Origin of the sequence: Macromonas nakdongensis, from assembly GCF_002837145.1 — a bacterium.
GTDB classification, from domain to species: Bacteria; Pseudomonadota; Gammaproteobacteria; order Burkholderiales; family Burkholderiaceae_C; genus Macromonas_B; species Macromonas_B nakdongensis.
The window spans coordinates 1-13,745 of sequence record NZ_NWMV01000023.1; the positions used below are offsets into that span (position 1 = coordinate 1).

A 13,745-nucleotide genomic window follows, 5' to 3' on the forward strand; every position below is an offset into this window, starting at 1 on the left:
GCGACGAAATCGGACATGGCCTGCCCGGCCACCCGGGCCAGCAGGCGCGGTTGTGCCTCCAGCACCGTGACCTGGGCGCCCAGGCTGCGGGCGGACGCTGCCACCTCCAGCCCGATGTAACCGCCGCCCACCACGACCAGCCGGCTGTCGGGCCGCAGGCCCGCCCGCAGCGCGTCGGCGTCGGCCCGGGTGCGCAGGGACAGCAGGTTGCTGGGCGGGTGCTCGGGGTCCATGCCTTCGCACACCCAGGGGCGGGCCCGCCCGCCGGTACACAGGGCCAGCTTGGCGTAGGGGATGCGTTCGCCGTCGGTCAGTTCGACCGTGTGCGCTGCGCGGTGAATCGCCCGGACCCGTGTGCCCAGACGCACGCGGACGCCGGCGGTGGCGTAGGCTTCGGGCTGGCGCAAGGCCAGGGCCGCGGCGTCGGTCTGGCCCAGCAGGTAGGCCTTGGACAGGGGCGGGCGTTGGTAGGGCAGGTCCGGCTCGTCGCCGAGCAGCAGGATGTCGCCGGTCCAGCCTTGTTGGCGCGCGGCCAGGGCCAGTTCGCTGCCGGCGTGGCCGGCGCCGACGATGACAAGTCCAGGGGTGGAGTGCATGGGGCGTGGGGTGGGGTTCATGGGAGGGGGTGGGATCAGGCGTCCCACAGGCCGACGATGGACACCGAGCAGACGTTCTGCGACGGTTGGCCGCCCAGGTTGTGGGTGAGCCCGAGGCTGGGCTGGGACAGTTGCCGCGGGCCGGCGCGGCCCTGCAGCTGCAGGTACACCTCGTACAGCATGCGGATGCCGCTGGCCCCGATCGGGTGGCCGAAGCATTTGAGCCCGCCGTCGATCTGGCAGGGCAGACGGCCCTCGGCGTCGAAGGCGCCGTCCAGCACGTCGCGGTAGCCTTTGCCCGGCTCGGATAGCCCCAGGTCTTCCATGGTGACCAGTTCGGTGATGGAGAAGCAGTCGTGCACCTCGGTCAGGCTCAGTTGCTCGCGCGGGCGTTCCAGTCCGGCCTCGGCATAGGCCCGGCGGGCGGCCACGCGGGTGGTGTGGACGTGGCTGCCGTCCCAGCCGTTGCCCTGCATTTCCCAGCCGTTGGAGGTGACCAGCTGCAGGGCCTTGAACGCGACCGGGTCGCGCTTGCCCAGGCCGCGCGCGATGTCCGGCGTGGTCACGATCACCGCCGCCGCGCCGTCGGACACGCCGCAGCAGTCGTACAGGCCCAGCGGCGCGGCGATGATCGGGGCCTTGAGGCACTGCTCCTCGGTGATCGGTTTTTGCAGGTGGGCCTTGGGGTTTTTGGCGCCGTTGGCGTGGCTTTTGACCGACACGTGCGCCAGGGCGCGCTTGAGCAGGGCGGCGTCCACCCCGTGTTGGTGGCGGTAGGCGCTGGCCAGCTGGGCGAAGTTGGCCGGCGCCACCGCGTTCGGGTACCACTGCGGTATGTAGGTGCCCACCGTGGCCACGGGCAAGCCGGCGTAGCCTGTGTCCTTGAGTTTTTCCACGCCCAGCGCGATGGCGATGTCGCAGGCGCCGGCCGCCACCGCGTACACCGCGCCACGGATGGCTTCGGAACCGCCGGCGCAAAAGTTTTCCACCCGCGTCACCCCGATGTTGGGCAGCCGCAGCGCGATGCCCATGGGCGTGCCGCCGCGGCCGGTGCCGACGTCGTCCATGTGGGTGGAAAACCAGGCGGCGTCGAGCTGTTCGGGGGCGATGCCGGCGTCGGCCATCGCCTCGGTGTAGGCCTCGACCATGAGGTCCTCGGGGCTGGCGTTCCAGCGCTCGCCGAACTGCGAGCAGCCCATGCCGAGGATGACGACTTTGTTCTTGATGCCTGTGGCCATGGGGGCTCCCGTCAGGGTTGGGAAGGAACGTTGCGCACCGGGGTGGCTTTCCAGAAATAGCGGGTGAAGCCGCGCCGGTCGTCCACGTCTTTGATGCGGAACACCAGGTCCATGGCGGTGCCGGTGTCCACCTCGCCCACGTCCAGGTCGGTGAAATCCATCAACAGGCGGCCGCCGCCTTCGAAGTCGATCTGGCCGTAGTGGTGCGGTGGCGCCGGGTGCCAGGACAGGTATTCGGCCGACCAGCTCAGCACGCGCGCGGCCCGGTCGGCCAGCGGGTGGGGTTCCTGGGTGTCCAGCAAGGGCTGGCCGGGGTCGAGCGAGAGCCGGCTGGGCGGGAAGTGCACGCTGCCGCTGACCCGGCAACGCCCGCCCACCAGACCGAGCAAGGCGCTGCGGTGCCGCCAGGCGGTGCTGAGGGCGGTTTTTTTGTCCTGCTCGCCGCGCATGCCGCGCTCCAGGGCCAGGAGCCCTTTGAAGGCCAGAAATTTGCTGTAATGCCGCTCCGGGGTGCCGCGTGCCAGCCACCCGGACACACCCCGCGCCGGGCGGAAGGCGCGCACCGCCTCGGTGACCCGAAACACCAGGGCCTCGGCCCCGCTGCCGAACTGCGCCACCACAACCACCGCGCCGGGTTGGGCCCGCTCCAGCGTGTGGGCCAGCATCAACAGGGCGTGTGGCGTGCCGGTGTCGCCCACGCTCTGGGCCAGGTTGTCCACCACCGCACCCGCCGGCAGACCGCAGGCCTGTGCCAGCTGCGCGTCCAGCTTGGCAAAGGGGGTGGGGCAGATGAAATGGTCCACCGCGGACGGGGCCACCCCGGCGTGGGCCAGCGCCTGGCGGATCGCCTGGGGCACGAGGCGGCCCACGCCTTCTTCGCGCACCCAGCGCTCTTCCCAGTGGTAGTCCACCGTCGCGCCCGTGGCCCGGAAGTGGTCGATGAAGTCCACCGACACGGTGCCGCTGCCCAGCCATTCGGCCAGCACCGGTCCGTCGCCCAGCACCAGCGCGGCGGCGCCGTCGCCGTAATCCAGTTCCTGGGTGCTGCCCGCCCGGGTTTGGCGCTGGTCCGCCGCCAGCACCAGGGTGTGGCCCAGCCCGGCCCGTGCCCGGGCCAGGCCCTGGGACACCGCCGACAGCCCGATGCGCGGTGTGCCGCAGAGGTCCAGGGTTTCGATCGATTCGTCCAGCCGCAGGGCACCGGCGGCGATACCGGCGTTCAGGCGTTCGGCAAAGGGCAGGGTGTTGGAGGCCAGCAGCAGCCCGCGCAGGTGCTGGCGCTCCGCGCCCAGGCAGTCCCGGGCGGCGGCCACGGCCAGGGTCACGCTGTCTTCGTCCCAGTTGGCCACAGAGCGGCTGCCCTGGCGGCCGCACAGGTGCGGGGCGTACCAGGCGTTGGCCTCGGTCACGGCCTGGCGCAGCAGCCGCAGTCGGGGGATGTAGCCGCCGTAGGCGGTGATGCCGATCATGTCGGACTCCTTGTGGGGGTGGGCGCCACACCCAGGTGTGTGGCCAAAAACCGCCCGCCGGCGGCGAGGGCCAGGCGGGCATCGGGGAGGTCGGCGGGGTACTGCTGGAACACGTGGACCATGCCGGGCCAGATCTGGCACTGCGCCTGGCCGCCAGCCTCGCCCACCCGCTGCGCCAGGTCTTCGGAGTCGCTGACCAGCGTTTCGCGCTCGCCCACCTGCAACAGCAGGGGCGGCAGCGCGCCCAGGGCGTCGGGCGCGGCCAGCAGCGGCGAGGCCATCGGGTCGCGCGGGTTGTGGGCCTGGCCCAGGTAGTTCCGCGCCAGCGCCAGCATCATGGGCCGCTGGTGGATCGGGTCCAGCGCCGCCCGTGTGGTGTAGCTGCTGCCGGAGGCGGTCATGTCCGTCCACGCGGACATGACCCAGGCGGCCGCCGGCCTGGGCTGGCCGGCGCCTTGCAGCGCCAGCAGCAGGGCCAGGGCCAGGCCGCCACCGGCCGAGTCGCCGGCCACGGCGGTGTGTGGGCCGGTCACGCCCTGTGCCTGCAGCCAGCGCATCACCGCCAGCCCGTCTTGCACCGGCGCGGGGTAGCGGTGTTCGGGCGTCATCCGGTAGTCCACGCCCAACACCCGCACCCCGCTGGCCGCGGACAGCGCTGCCATGAGTTCGCGGTGCGAAGCGAGCGAACCGACCTGGAACCCGCCGCCGTGCAGGTAGACCACGGTGCGGTCGCTGCGCGTGTCCGGGGCCTGCACCCACGCGCAGCGCACGCCGCCGGCATCGACCGGCGTCACCGTGGCGTCCACCGGGGTGTCGAACAGGGCGTCCCAGTCGGTCCGCATCTGGGCCACGGGGGTGTCGCGGCCCCAGCGGGCGTAGGTGGCGCGGACGCGTGCGACCACGGCCTCCACCGGGTCGGGGTGGGGCCGGCTCATGCGCCGCACCCCATGCCGCCCGACACGCCCAAGGCCTCGCCGGTGATGAAGCCGGCCGCCTCGGAGGCCAAAAACGCCACGGCCGCGGCGACCTCGTCTGGGGTGCCCAGGCGGCCGGCCAGGGTGGCGCCGGTCATCGCGTGCAACAACTTCTCGCCTTGGGCGGCCACCCCCCGGTGCACCATCGGGGTGTCGATCGGCCCCGGCGCGACCACGTTGGCGGTGATGCCCTGCCGCCCGTTTTCACGGGCGATCGAGCGGGTGAACGCGATCACCCCGCCCTTGGCGGCGGCGTAAACCGCTCCGCCCCGGGAGCCGAGGCGCCCGGCCTCCGAGGCGACGTTCACGATGCGGCCATAGCCCGCCGCTTGCATCGCTGGCAACACGGCGTGGGTGGTGTTCAGCACCGCCTCCAGGTTGACGGCCAGCAGGCCCCGCCAGTCGGCTGGGGTGGTGTGGGTGAAGAAGGCGTGCTGGTCGGCCCCGGCGGCGTTGACCAGCACGTCGAACGGCCCGTGGGCCTCGACCGCCGTGCGCACCCGCTCAAAGTCGGTCACGTCCAGCGCAACCGCGGTGGCGTCGCAGGTCGCGGCGCGGCGCTCGGCGGCTTCGCCGTCCAGGTCGGCCAGCACCACCGCCAGGCCTTGCTGCCGCAAGCGCTGCACCACCGCCCAACCGATGCCACTGGCCCCACCCGTCACCAGTGCGCGGCGCAGTGGCGGGTGGCTTGCGTTCGGGGTGGCCATTCAGCGCCCCGTGAAAATCGGGGACCGCTTTTCGATCACGGCCGACAGGCCCTCGCGCGCGTCGGCCGTGCCCGACAGGCGCGCTTGGGTGTGGTTTTCTTCGGGCATGGCCTGCTCCACCCCTTGGCCCAGACCGCTCCACAGCAGGCGCTTGGTGTTGGCCAGCGCCGCCGGCGCGCCCTGCGCCAGTTGTTGCGCCAGGGCCAGCGCCTCGGCGTGCAGGCGGTCGTCGGCCACCACCCGGGTCACCAGGCCCATGGCCAGCGCCTCGGCGGCGCCGATCACGGGGTTGAGCATCAGGATTTCGGTGGCTTTGCGCAAGCCGACCAGCTGTGTCAGGGTGACCGACACGCCCGCGTCCGGCACCATCGCCACCCGGGTGGCGCCGGCCAGGAATTTGGCCGATTCGCCCGCCACCACGAAGTCCGACGAGCACACCAGCCCCATGCCGCCGCCGCCGGCGGCAAAGCCCTGGACCGCGGTCACGACCGGCGGGTTCAAACGGATCAGCAGCGACGCGACCGCCTGCAGCGCCGAGGTGACGACGCGGATGTAGTCCGGCAAGGCCTCGCCTTTGGCCAGGAAGGTGTGCACGTCGCCCCCGGCGCAGAAGTTTTTGCCTTCGCCGGTGAGCAGCACGGCCCGCACGCGCCCGTCGCCGTGCACCTGCAGCAGTGCGTCGTGCAGGGCGCGCAGCAGCGCCAGGTCCATGCCGTTGGCCGAGCCGGGGCGGTTCAGGTGCACGTGGGCCACGCCGTCGGCGTCTGTGTGCAGCAGCACGGGACCGTCGGCGATGGAGGTGTCGGGGGGCGGAGGGAGAGAGGTGGGCATGTGCGTCCAGTCTGGGGGGTAAGACAGGGGCCGATGGCTCGGCCGCCGAGGCCTGCGCGGGGGGCAGTCGGGCGGCCGGGATGTCGTCTCCTGTGGGTGTTTTTTGGTGGGCCTGTGTGCAATAATAGTCCGACAGGACGGACTATGTCAACACCGGGTGCTGCACCCATTTCGCCAGGAGACACCATGCCAAAAATTGTTTTTGTTGACCACTTGGGCCAGCGCTACGAGACCGAAGCCCCCGTTGGGCGCAACCTGATGCAGGTGGCCCTGGACAACGCGGTGCCCGGCATCCTGGGCGACTGCGGCGGCGCCTGCAGCTGCGCCACCTGCCACGCTTACATCGACCCGGCCTGGAGCGCGCATTTGCCCGACAAGTCGGCCACCGAAACCTTCATGTTGGAGGCGGTGCTGGACGAGCGCCCCACCAGCCGCCTGTGCTGCCAGATCAAGGTGCAGCCGGCGCTGGACGGCCTGTGTGTGGAGCTGCCGGCCGAGCAGGCCTGAACTCGCCGCCCAGGCCTGGTGGCGGGCCGGTGTGCGCTTCAGCGCCCGGTGAAGCGCGGCGGGCGTTTGGCCTGGAACGCCGCCAGGCCCTCGCGCATGTCGTGGCTGGACTGGTGGGCGCGCAGCGTCTCGGCCTCCAGCTGCAAGGCCGCGTCCAACGGGCGTTGCAGGCCGTCGTGGACCAAGGCCTTCATGCGCCGCAATCCCAAGGGGCTTTTGGCGTTGATGCCGGCCACCAGGCGGGCGGTCACGGCGAGGAGCTGCGTGTCCTCCACCACTTCGTTCACCAGCCCGGGGCCGACCAGTGCCTCGGCCGGCACGGTTTCACCGGTGAAAAACAGGTGCTTGGCCCGGTTCGGGCCGACCACACGGGGCAAGCGCGCCGAGGCACCCGCCCCGGGGATCAGACCGTGGTTGGCGTGCCCATCGCCCAAGCGCGCGCTGTGCGCCGCCAAGACCAGGTCGCAGCACAAGATCAGCTCCAGACCACCTGCCAGCGCCAGTCCATTGACCATGGCCACCACGGGTTTGGGCAAGCGTTCCAGGCGGTTGAAGGTCGCGTTCAAGCGTGCCAGAAAGTTGTCGGTCTGGCCTTCGGCCTGCAGGGCCTTCAGGTCGGCACCGGCACAAAAGGCCCGTCCGCTGCCGGTGATGACCACCGATTGCACGGACGCGTCGTCTTCGGCGCTGACCAGTGCCGCATCCAGGGCAGCCACCAGCGCGCCATCCAAGGCGTTCAAGGCGTCCGGCCGGTTCAGGCGGAGCCACAGGGTGCCTTCGCGGCGTTCGACAAGCAGGCAATCAGGCACCATGGCGACTCGGGCGTGCAAAACTGTCAGGTTAAACGACCCCTCCAGTTTTTCCAAGTCCTGTGTGGGTTGAGGTAGCCGGTGGTTATCCTCGGGGCTGTGGACAGGCCCCTTGCCGGTGGCGCCCCATGCCCTGGTCAGGCGGCGGTGCGCCTTCGAGGGATGGATTTTCTTTGAGAGTTGGGTGGAACACGGTGGAATTTGGCAGCGACAACCAGAGCGGATGCTCCGAGCGTGTGATGCACGCGCTGGCCCAGGCCAACCAGGGTGCCTCATCGGGTTACGGCCACGATGCCTGGACCGAGAGGGCGGTGGCCCGTTTGCGCGAAGTCTTTGAAACCGACCTGGAGGCGTATTTCGTCGCCAGTGGCACGGCCGCCAATTGCATCGCCTTGGCGGCCATGGTCCGACCCTGGCAGCTCGTGCTGGCCCATGAACAGGCGCACGTGGCCGTGGACGAATCCACCGCCCCGGAATTTTTCACCGGGGGCGCCCGCACGGTGGGGGTGCCCAGTGACGGTCCTCGGCTGCTGGCCGCGGATCTGCAAGCCCACCTGGCACGGCAGGGCCAGGACATGCCGCACAACCCGCAGGCCGGGGCGGTCAGCATCACCCAGGCCACCGAAGCCGGGCTCGTCTACCGCGTGGAGGAAGTGGCCGCGCTGACCGCCGTGGCCCACGCGCATGGACTCCCGGTGCACATGGATGGCGCGCGCTTTGCCAATGCGGTCGCGGCCCTGGGGGTTTCGCCGGCCGCAGCCACCCACCGGGCGGGGGTGGATGTTATGACCCTGGGCGCCACCAAAAACGGGTGCATGGGCGTGGAGACCATCGTCGTCTTCAACCGCGCGCTGTCTGCCCCCATCCAGCACATTCGCAAACGTTCCGGCCATTTGCTGTCCAAGAGCCGCTTTCTGGGCGCACAGATCCACGCCTGGCTGGAGGACGGGCATTGGTTGACGCTGGCCCGTCAGGCCAACCGGCAGGCCCAGCGGCTGTCGTCGGGCATGGTGGCCTTGCCCCAGGTGGGCCTGGCCTGGCCCACCGAAGCCAACGAGGTGTTTCTGCGCATGCCCCGGTGCTTGGCCCAGGGCTTGCGGCAGGCCGGAGCCCATTTTTACGACTGGAATCCCGCCGCCCTGCCCAGCGGGCACCGCCTGGGGGACGATGAGGTCTTGGTGCGCCTGGTCGCTTCGTTCGCCACCAGCGATGCAGACGTCGAAGCGCTGCTCGACTGTGCCACGCGCTGGGTCCGCCGCTAGCCAGGTCGGGCGGGGCACGCCCGCGCCACTGCCACCGTGCCCGTGCCGGCGGCCGAAGTCAGCAGGGCGGTAAGCCTGGCAGGCCACCAGCGGGCCAGGCCGTTGGCCACTGGCAGTGCAACCAACCAGCCCACAACCAGGATGCCGCCGTGGTCGGGAGTGTCCGAATTTTTTGTGTCAACGGGTCGGACACCGGTTCACGCAGAGGCGGTCCAAGACCCGTGCATGTGCCATCGGTGCAAGGTGCTTGTTCGGATCGACGCGGCTGAAGGGGGCTCTGGCTGGCTGTGTGCCTGCAGCGCGCGCAGCCCGATGCCCGGATCTTGTTGTAAAACTCGGAATTCGACCCGCCGCCCCACAATGCCGGTCGCTGCGCCACCGCCGGAACGGCGTCATACACCACTGGAGCTTGCATGAACAAACGTGATTTCCTGAGTGCTTCTGCCCTGATCGGGGTTGGCAGCTTGCCGTCCACGCCTGCGCTGGCTGCCACGGCCAGGCCAGGCCCGACCCTGTTGACCGTGGGCGGTTTGGTGCCCAAGGGCAATCGGCCCGCGTTGGACCCGGAGCTGGACCAGATGCTGTTCAAGCATGGCGTCAGGTTTGGCCAGGCCCACACCTTCGATGCAGCGGCTTTGCAAAAATTGCCCAAGGTCAGCATCCGCCCCACCTTGGAGTACGACGCGAAAGAGCACATCCTCAGTGGCCCGACGCTGCTCAGCGTGCTGTCGGCCGCAGGCGTCAAACCCGACCCCGGCCTGCGCTTGGGCATGCGCGCGGTGGACGGGTACAACGTCATGATCAGCGTGGCCGATGTGGCGGCCTACCGCATGATCTTGGCCACCCACATCGACGGCCAACCGATGGGGCTGGGCAGCTTGGGCCCCCAGTGGGCGGTGTACGATGCGGACCGGCTGGCCGCTTTCAAAGACAAGCCCCTTAAAGAGCGCTTTGGCTTGTGCCCCTGGGGGGTTTATTACATCGACGTGGCCCCAGGCTGAGGCCCAACCAAGCGCGCGGTGGTCGCCGTTCCTGGCAAACGGTTCTCTGAGATGTGGTTGGATGGTTTGATTTTTCCCCAGGGTTGAACAGCCCCCCCAAAGCGGGCATGCCTGCGTTGTTCGAATCAGTCAGGAAAAAGCTTGCGCAGCAATGCGAAAAGGTCTACATTACCTAGGTTGCAGCAATTTTGCTTATCCGTGCTGCAGCCAGTTTCGATCCGGGCAGCGGTACCCCAAAACCGCACACCTCCACTGCCACCGTTTCGTTGTGGATTTTTCAGTGGTCTGACTTTTCCCCAGGCAAGCTTCACTCTGGTGACCTTCACGAGGTCGCCGGCACTCATGCACCGTTGCATTTCGTGACGGCATGAATCCGGGCCACAAGACCCGAACATCATTTGATTTAATGCCATTTTCCAGCGCCCATCCGTTTGCCGTCGGCAATTTTCGGATCACACCGATCAGCCGTTCCAACGGCAGCGATCGACACACCGCCCTGCTCTCCATCCAGAGAGGCCAAGGCAGCCAGACATACGACCGTGTCTACACCTTCAAGCCCGAGTTCAAGACGCAAGACAGCGCCCTGATGTACGCCGCCGCGCAAGGCCGCTACTGGTTGCTCAACCCCGCTTCGCTGGCCTAACCCGCACATTCAAGGAGGCTCTATGGCCAAGGAAGAACTCATCGAAATGCAGGGCAAGGTGGATGAAATGCTGCCCGACTCCCGTTACCGCGTCACCTTGGACAACGGCCACCAGTTGATCGCCTACACCGGCGGGAAGATGCGCAAGCACCGGATCCGCATTCTGGCGGGCGACAACGTCACACTGGAGATGTCGCCTTACGACCTCTCCAAAGGCCGAATCACCTTCCGCCACATTGAAAACCGTCAGCCCCGCCCTGCGGGAGCCCCCGCGTTCAAGCGCAGGCGGTAGTTTTCTTCATCCCTGTTTCCCATCTGCGCCCACAATTTCGCGAGGCGCTTTTTCTGAAAGGCTCCCAAATGAGCAACAAACTTTACGTCGGCAACCTGTCTTACTCGGTTCGCGACGACGATCTGCAGCAACAGTTTTCGTCCTTTGGCCATGTCCAGTCGGCCAAGGTCATGATGGAGCGTGACACCGGTCGCTCCAAGGGCTTCGGCTTTGTCGAGATGTCCAGCAGCGAGGAAGCCGAAGCCGCCATCCGTGGGATGCACGGCCAGAACATGGGCGGACGTGATCTGACGGTGAACATCGCCCGTCCGATGGAGGCCCGCCCCCCGCGCACCGGGGGTTACGGCGGTGGTGGCTACGGGGACTCCCGTCGCAGCAGCTATTGATCTCTCACCGATGATCCAGAAGAGCCAGCGCAAGCTGGCTTTTTTATTGTTGCAGTCCCCTTGAAAACCTGAACCACCTGTAAGTCGAGAATCTGCTTTTGCCTGGATAAAAGAGCCAAAGCCCAAATAAAAAAGCCCCCGCGGTGCGGGGGCCTTGACTTGCTGGCGGAGAGAGAGGGATTCGAACCCTCGATACAGTAAAACTGTATACGGGATTTCGAGTCCCGCGCATTCGACCACTCTGCCATCTCTCCAGGTGCCGAAGCTCGCATTCTAGCAGCACCGCGCGGGGCGTTGCCGCGAGCCCCGCTTATTCGGCCTCGCGCAGCGCTTGCAGTGCGGTTTCTGCCTCGGTCGCGCTGGCGCCGTCTGCCACGTGTGCCAGGGTGTGCAGGTCCGGGCAGGCGGCGTAGCCCTGGGTTTTCAGTCGGGCAATGGCCTGCCCCGCGTCTTTGGGCGAGGCGCAGCCCACGCTTTGCAGCAACACCCGGCCTTTGGCGTCGGCCAGCTTGAAGTAGAACAGCCCGTCCTTCTCGCGGTACTGCTTGAAGGTGGGCAACGCGGCCTTGTCGGCCTTGGCGGCAACCGGTGCGGCGTGGGCCTGCAGCGGGCGCAGGCCCACCGCGTGCCGCACCCGCGCCGTGAAGGGTGTGGCCACCGCGCGGGCTTTCACCGCGCCGGCCTGCAGCATTGCTTCCACCTTTTCCGGATGGGCCATCAGCCCGTTGTAGGTGGCACGCATGGGCGCGATTTCGCGGTCGATGCGCTCGAACAGCTGTTGTTTCGCATCGCCCCAGGCGATGCCGTCGGCGTAGGCTTGGGCGAACGCGGCGGTTTCTTCGGGCGTGGCGAAGGCCTGGTAAATCTGGAACAGAGCCGAGCCTTCGGTCTGCTTGGGCTCGCCTGGCATTTTGGAGTCGGTGACGATGCCCAGGATCTGCTTGCGCAACTGCTCCGGGGGCGCGAACAGCGGGATCACGTTGTCGTAGCTCTTGCTCATTTTGCGGCCGTCCAGGCCGGGCAGGGTGGCCACGCTCTCTTCGATCACCGCGTCGGGCAGGGTGAAGTGCTCGCCGTACAGGTGGTTGAAGCTGCTGGCCATGTCGCGCGCCATTTCGATGTGCTGTACCTGGTCGCGCCCCACCGGCACCTGGTGGGCGTTGAACATCAAAATGTCCGCCGCCATCAGCACCGGGTACATGAACAGGCCGGCGCTCACACCGTCGTCCGGCTCGGTGCCGGCGGCGGCGTTCTTGTCCAGCATCGCCTTGTAGGCGTGGGCGCGGTTCAGCAGCCCCTTGCCGCACACGCAGGTCAAAAACCAGGTCAGCTCCGGGATCTCGGGCACGTCCGACTGGCGGTAGAACGTCACGTCGGCCGGGTTCAGGCCGCAGGCGATCCAGGTGGCCGCAATCTCCAGCGTGGAGTGTTGCAACCGCCCCGGATCCTGGGTGGAGATCATGGCGTGGTAGTCGGCCAGGAACAGGAAGCTGTCCACCCCCGGCTGGCGGCTGGCGCGCACCGTGGGGCGGATGGCGCCGACGTAGTTGCCCAGGTGGGGGGTGCCGGTGGGTTTGATGCCGGTGAGGACGCGCACTTGGCTCATGGTGGGGCGAGGGAGGGTAGCGTGAAAATTCGGGTGGGGGTCAGAACAGCAGCCAGCGCAGCGGCGTCAGCAGCAGTTCGATGGCGCTGGCGGTCAGGCGCATCAGCGGGCGCAGCCAGTACTGGCCGACCACGCCGGTGACGACCAGGGCCATCACGACGAAGAAACCGTAAGGCTCGACGCGCGACACCGCCATGGCCTGGGGCATGGGCAACAGGCCGACGAGGATGCGTCCGCCGTCCAGGGGCGGCAGCGGAAACAGGTTGAAGGCGAACATGACCAGGTTGACCATGAGGCCGGCGCGGGTCATCTCCAGGAAGAAACGTTCCTGCACGCCAGCGGCCACCAGCAGGTAGCCCAACACCACCCACAGCACCGCCTGCACCAGGTTGGCGCCGGGGCCGGCCAGGGCCACCCAGACCATGTCGCGCTTGGGGTGGCGCAGCCGACCGAAGTTCACCGGCACCGGTTTGGCGTAACCGAAGAGGAAGGCTCCCGCGGTGGCAAAGTACAGCAACAGCGGCATGGCGATGGTGCCGACCGGGTCGATGTGCTTGAGCGGATTGAGGGTGATGCGCCCGAGCAGGTGCGCGGTGGGGTCGCCGAAGTGGCGCGCGGCGTAGCCGTGGGCGGCCTCGTGCACGGTGATGGCGAACAGCACCGGCAGGGCGTAGAGGGCCACCGTCTGGATGATGTGGGCGAAGTCCATGGGGCGATTGTCTCAGGCCGGGCGCCGCGCTCTGTGTGCGGGCCGGTTTTACAGTCCCAGGGCGGACAGCGGGCCGGCGCCTTCGCGCAGCACGGCCGGCTCGTCGCCACTGTCCATGGGCGTCAGGTCGATCACCGTGGTGGGGGCCAGGGGGCAGGCCCCGGCGTCGATCACGCCGGCGAGTTCGTGCTCGAAGCGTTCGCGGATTTCGTGCGCGTCGTTCAGCGGCTCGGTGTCGTCCGGGGGAATCAGCGTGGTGGCCAGCAGGGGGCCGCCGTGCAGGGCCAGCAGCTCCTGCAGCGCGCGGTGCTCGGGCACGCGCAGGCCGATGGTTTTGCGCGAGGGGTGGCTGACGCGGCGCGGCACCTCTTTGCTGGCCTCCAGCACGAAGGTGTAGGCGCCGGGGGTGCCCAGCTTGAGCAGGCGGTACTGGCGGTTGTCCACCCGGGCGTAGCTGGCCAGTTCGCTCAGGTCGCGGCACAGCAGCGTCAGGTGGTGCTTGTCGTCCACCCCGCGGATGCGGCGCAGCCGGTCGGCGGCGGCCTTGTCGTCCAGGTGGCAGACCAGGGCGTAGCTGGAGTCGGTGGGCACGGCCAGCACGCCGCCTTTGTGCAGCAACTGCGCGGCCTGCTTCAGCAAGCGGGCCTGGGGGTTGTCGGGGTGGACTTCGAAAAACTGCGACATGGGGCGATTGTCCCACTCCGCGCGGTCGCGG

Annotated in this window: 16 protein-coding genes and 1 tRNA gene; 6 read left to right on the forward strand and 11 right to left on the reverse strand. The window is 68.5% G+C overall.

Annotation, left to right across the window (positions count from 1 at the left end; all coding sequences use genetic code 11):
• From CON77_RS04160 to CON77_RS04185, 6 genes are all read right to left on the reverse strand, one after another.
• The coding region (locus tag CON77_RS04160; protein WP_232788399.1) for an NAD(P)/FAD-dependent oxidoreductase at positions 1 to 617 on the reverse strand (617 nt) is incomplete at its 3' end.
• A 14-nt stretch (positions 618 to 631) separates the two neighbouring features.
• The gene (locus CON77_RS04165) at positions 632 to 1,834 is read right to left on the reverse strand and encodes an acetyl-CoA acetyltransferase (protein WP_101047884.1); all 1,203 of its coding nucleotides are present in this window, start codon (positions 1,832 to 1,834) and stop codon (positions 632 to 634) included.
• 11 nt (positions 1,835 to 1,845) lie between these two features.
• Positions 1,846 to 3,303 carry a hydroxymethylglutaryl-CoA synthase family protein gene (locus tag CON77_RS04170; protein WP_101047885.1) on the reverse strand — a complete coding sequence of 486 codons (1,458 nt, stop codon included), beginning with the start codon at positions 3,301 to 3,303 and terminating at the stop codon, positions 1,846 to 1,848.
• The gene (locus tag CON77_RS04175) at positions 3,300 to 4,238 is read right to left on the reverse strand and encodes an alpha/beta hydrolase fold domain-containing protein (RefSeq protein WP_101047886.1); all 939 of its coding nucleotides are present in this window, start codon (positions 4,236 to 4,238) and stop codon (positions 3,300 to 3,302) included. The genes CON77_RS04170 and CON77_RS04175 overlap by 4 nt, the downstream gene beginning before the upstream one ends.
• On the reverse strand, positions 4,235 to 4,984 hold the full coding sequence (locus CON77_RS04180; protein WP_101047887.1) for an SDR family oxidoreductase: 750 nt from the start codon (positions 4,982 to 4,984) through the stop codon (positions 4,235 to 4,237). The genes CON77_RS04175 and CON77_RS04180 overlap by 4 nt, the downstream gene beginning before the upstream one ends.
• On the reverse strand, positions 4,985 to 5,815 hold the full coding sequence (locus tag CON77_RS04185; protein WP_101047888.1) for an enoyl-CoA hydratase/isomerase family protein: 831 nt from the start codon (positions 5,813 to 5,815) through the stop codon (positions 4,985 to 4,987).
• A gap of 186 nt (positions 5,816 to 6,001) precedes the next feature.
• On the opposite strand from CON77_RS04185, the gene CON77_RS04190 reads away from it, so the two are divergent.
• Positions 6,002 to 6,322, forward strand: coding sequence for a 2Fe-2S iron-sulfur cluster-binding protein (locus CON77_RS04190; protein ID WP_101047889.1), 321 nt, complete (start codon positions 6,002 to 6,004; stop codon positions 6,320 to 6,322).
• A gap of 38 nt (positions 6,323 to 6,360) precedes the next feature.
• Here the strand turns inward: CON77_RS04190 and CON77_RS04195 are convergent, their stop codons facing one another.
• Positions 6,361 to 7,134 (reverse strand): enoyl-CoA hydratase/isomerase family protein, encoded by a 774-nt coding sequence (locus CON77_RS04195; protein ID WP_101047890.1) that lies wholly within the window; start codon positions 7,132 to 7,134, stop codon positions 6,361 to 6,363.
• A gap of 125 nt (positions 7,135 to 7,259) precedes the next feature.
• On the opposite strand from CON77_RS04195, the gene CON77_RS04200 reads away from it, so the two are divergent.
• The 5 genes from CON77_RS04200 to rbp all read left to right on the forward strand — a co-directional run bounded on the left by CON77_RS04200 (position 7,260) and on the right by rbp (position 10,715).
• Entirely contained in the window at positions 7,260 to 8,393 is a 1,134-nt protein-coding gene (locus CON77_RS04200) for a threonine aldolase family protein (RefSeq protein ID WP_255408165.1), read from the forward strand.
• 413 nt (positions 8,394 to 8,806) lie between these two features.
• On the forward strand, positions 8,807 to 9,394 hold the full coding sequence (locus CON77_RS04205; RefSeq protein ID WP_101047892.1) for a putative pterin-binding protein: 588 nt from the start codon (positions 8,807 to 8,809) through the stop codon (positions 9,392 to 9,394).
• 406 nt (positions 9,395 to 9,800) lie between these two features.
• Positions 9,801 to 10,037, forward strand: coding sequence for a hypothetical protein (locus CON77_RS04210; protein WP_101047893.1), 237 nt, complete (start codon positions 9,801 to 9,803; stop codon positions 10,035 to 10,037).
• 22 nt (positions 10,038 to 10,059) lie between these two features.
• Entirely contained in the window at positions 10,060 to 10,329 is a 270-nt protein-coding gene (infA, locus tag CON77_RS04215; RefSeq protein WP_101047894.1) for a translation initiation factor IF-1, read from the forward strand.
• A 68-nt stretch (positions 10,330 to 10,397) separates the two neighbouring features.
• Positions 10,398 to 10,715 (forward strand): RNA-binding regulator, encoded by a 318-nt coding sequence (gene rbp / locus CON77_RS04220; RefSeq protein WP_101047895.1) that lies wholly within the window; start codon positions 10,398 to 10,400, stop codon positions 10,713 to 10,715.
• A 163-nt stretch (positions 10,716 to 10,878) separates the two neighbouring features.
• On the opposite strand, the gene CON77_RS04225 is transcribed toward rbp, so the two are convergent.
• From CON77_RS04225 to CON77_RS04240, 4 genes are all read right to left on the reverse strand, one after another.
• Positions 10,879 to 10,969, reverse strand: a tRNA-Ser gene (locus tag CON77_RS04225).
• 56 nt (positions 10,970 to 11,025) lie between these two features.
• Entirely contained in the window at positions 11,026 to 12,321 is a 1,296-nt protein-coding gene (locus CON77_RS04230; protein WP_101047896.1) for a tryptophan--tRNA ligase, read from the reverse strand.
• Between the two features lie 40 nt (positions 12,322 to 12,361).
• Positions 12,362 to 13,030 (reverse strand): site-2 protease family protein, encoded by a 669-nt coding sequence (locus CON77_RS04235; protein ID WP_101047897.1) that lies wholly within the window; start codon positions 13,028 to 13,030, stop codon positions 12,362 to 12,364.
• Positions 13,031 to 13,078: 48 nt separating this feature from the next.
• Positions 13,079 to 13,714 (reverse strand): L-threonylcarbamoyladenylate synthase, encoded by a 636-nt coding sequence (locus CON77_RS04240; protein ID WP_101047898.1) that lies wholly within the window; start codon positions 13,712 to 13,714, stop codon positions 13,079 to 13,081.
• Positions 13,715 to 13,745: the final 31 nt, after the last annotated feature.

What these genes read in the sequence shown, in the direction of transcription:
- CON77_RS04165 (WP_101047884.1), bottom strand. Translation starts at nt 1,834, where the DNA reads ATGGCCACAGGCATCAAGAACAAAGTCGTCATCCTCGGCATGGGCTGC.
- CON77_RS04170 (WP_101047885.1), bottom strand. Translation starts at nt 3,303, where the DNA reads ATGATCGGCATCACCGCCTACGGCGGCTACATCCCCCGACTGCGGCTG.
- CON77_RS04175 (WP_101047886.1), bottom strand. Translation starts at nt 4,238, where the DNA reads ATGAGCCGGCCCCACCCCGACCCGGTGGAGGCCGTGGTCGCACGCGTC.
- CON77_RS04180 (WP_101047887.1), bottom strand. Translation starts at nt 4,984, where the DNA reads ATGGCCACCCCGAACGCAAGCCACCCGCCACTGCGCCGCGCACTGGTG.
- CON77_RS04185 (WP_101047888.1), bottom strand. Translation starts at nt 5,815, where the DNA reads ATGCCCACCTCTCTCCCTCCGCCCCCCGACACCTCCATCGCCGACGGT.
- CON77_RS04190 (WP_101047889.1), top strand. Translation starts at nt 6,002, where the DNA reads ATGCCAAAAATTGTTTTTGTTGACCACTTGGGCCAGCGCTACGAGACC.
- CON77_RS04195 (WP_101047890.1), bottom strand. Translation starts at nt 7,134, where the DNA reads ATGGTGCCTGATTGCCTGCTTGTCGAACGCCGCGAAGGCACCCTGTGG.
- CON77_RS04200 (WP_255408165.1), top strand. Translation starts at nt 7,260, where the DNA reads ATGCCCTGGTCAGGCGGCGGTGCGCCTTCGAGGGATGGATTTTCTTTG.
- CON77_RS04205 (WP_101047892.1), top strand. Translation starts at nt 8,807, where the DNA reads ATGAACAAACGTGATTTCCTGAGTGCTTCTGCCCTGATCGGGGTTGGC.
- CON77_RS04210 (WP_101047893.1), top strand. Translation starts at nt 9,801, where the DNA reads ATGCCATTTTCCAGCGCCCATCCGTTTGCCGTCGGCAATTTTCGGATC.
- infA (WP_101047894.1), top strand. Translation starts at nt 10,060, where the DNA reads ATGGCCAAGGAAGAACTCATCGAAATGCAGGGCAAGGTGGATGAAATG.
- rbp (WP_101047895.1), top strand. Translation starts at nt 10,398, where the DNA reads ATGAGCAACAAACTTTACGTCGGCAACCTGTCTTACTCGGTTCGCGAC.
- CON77_RS04230 (WP_101047896.1), bottom strand. Translation starts at nt 12,321, where the DNA reads ATGAGCCAAGTGCGCGTCCTCACCGGCATCAAACCCACCGGCACCCCC.
- CON77_RS04235 (WP_101047897.1), bottom strand. Translation starts at nt 13,030, where the DNA reads ATGGACTTCGCCCACATCATCCAGACGGTGGCCCTCTACGCCCTGCCG.
- CON77_RS04240 (WP_101047898.1), bottom strand. Translation starts at nt 13,714, where the DNA reads ATGTCGCAGTTTTTCGAAGTCCACCCCGACAACCCCCAGGCCCGCTTG.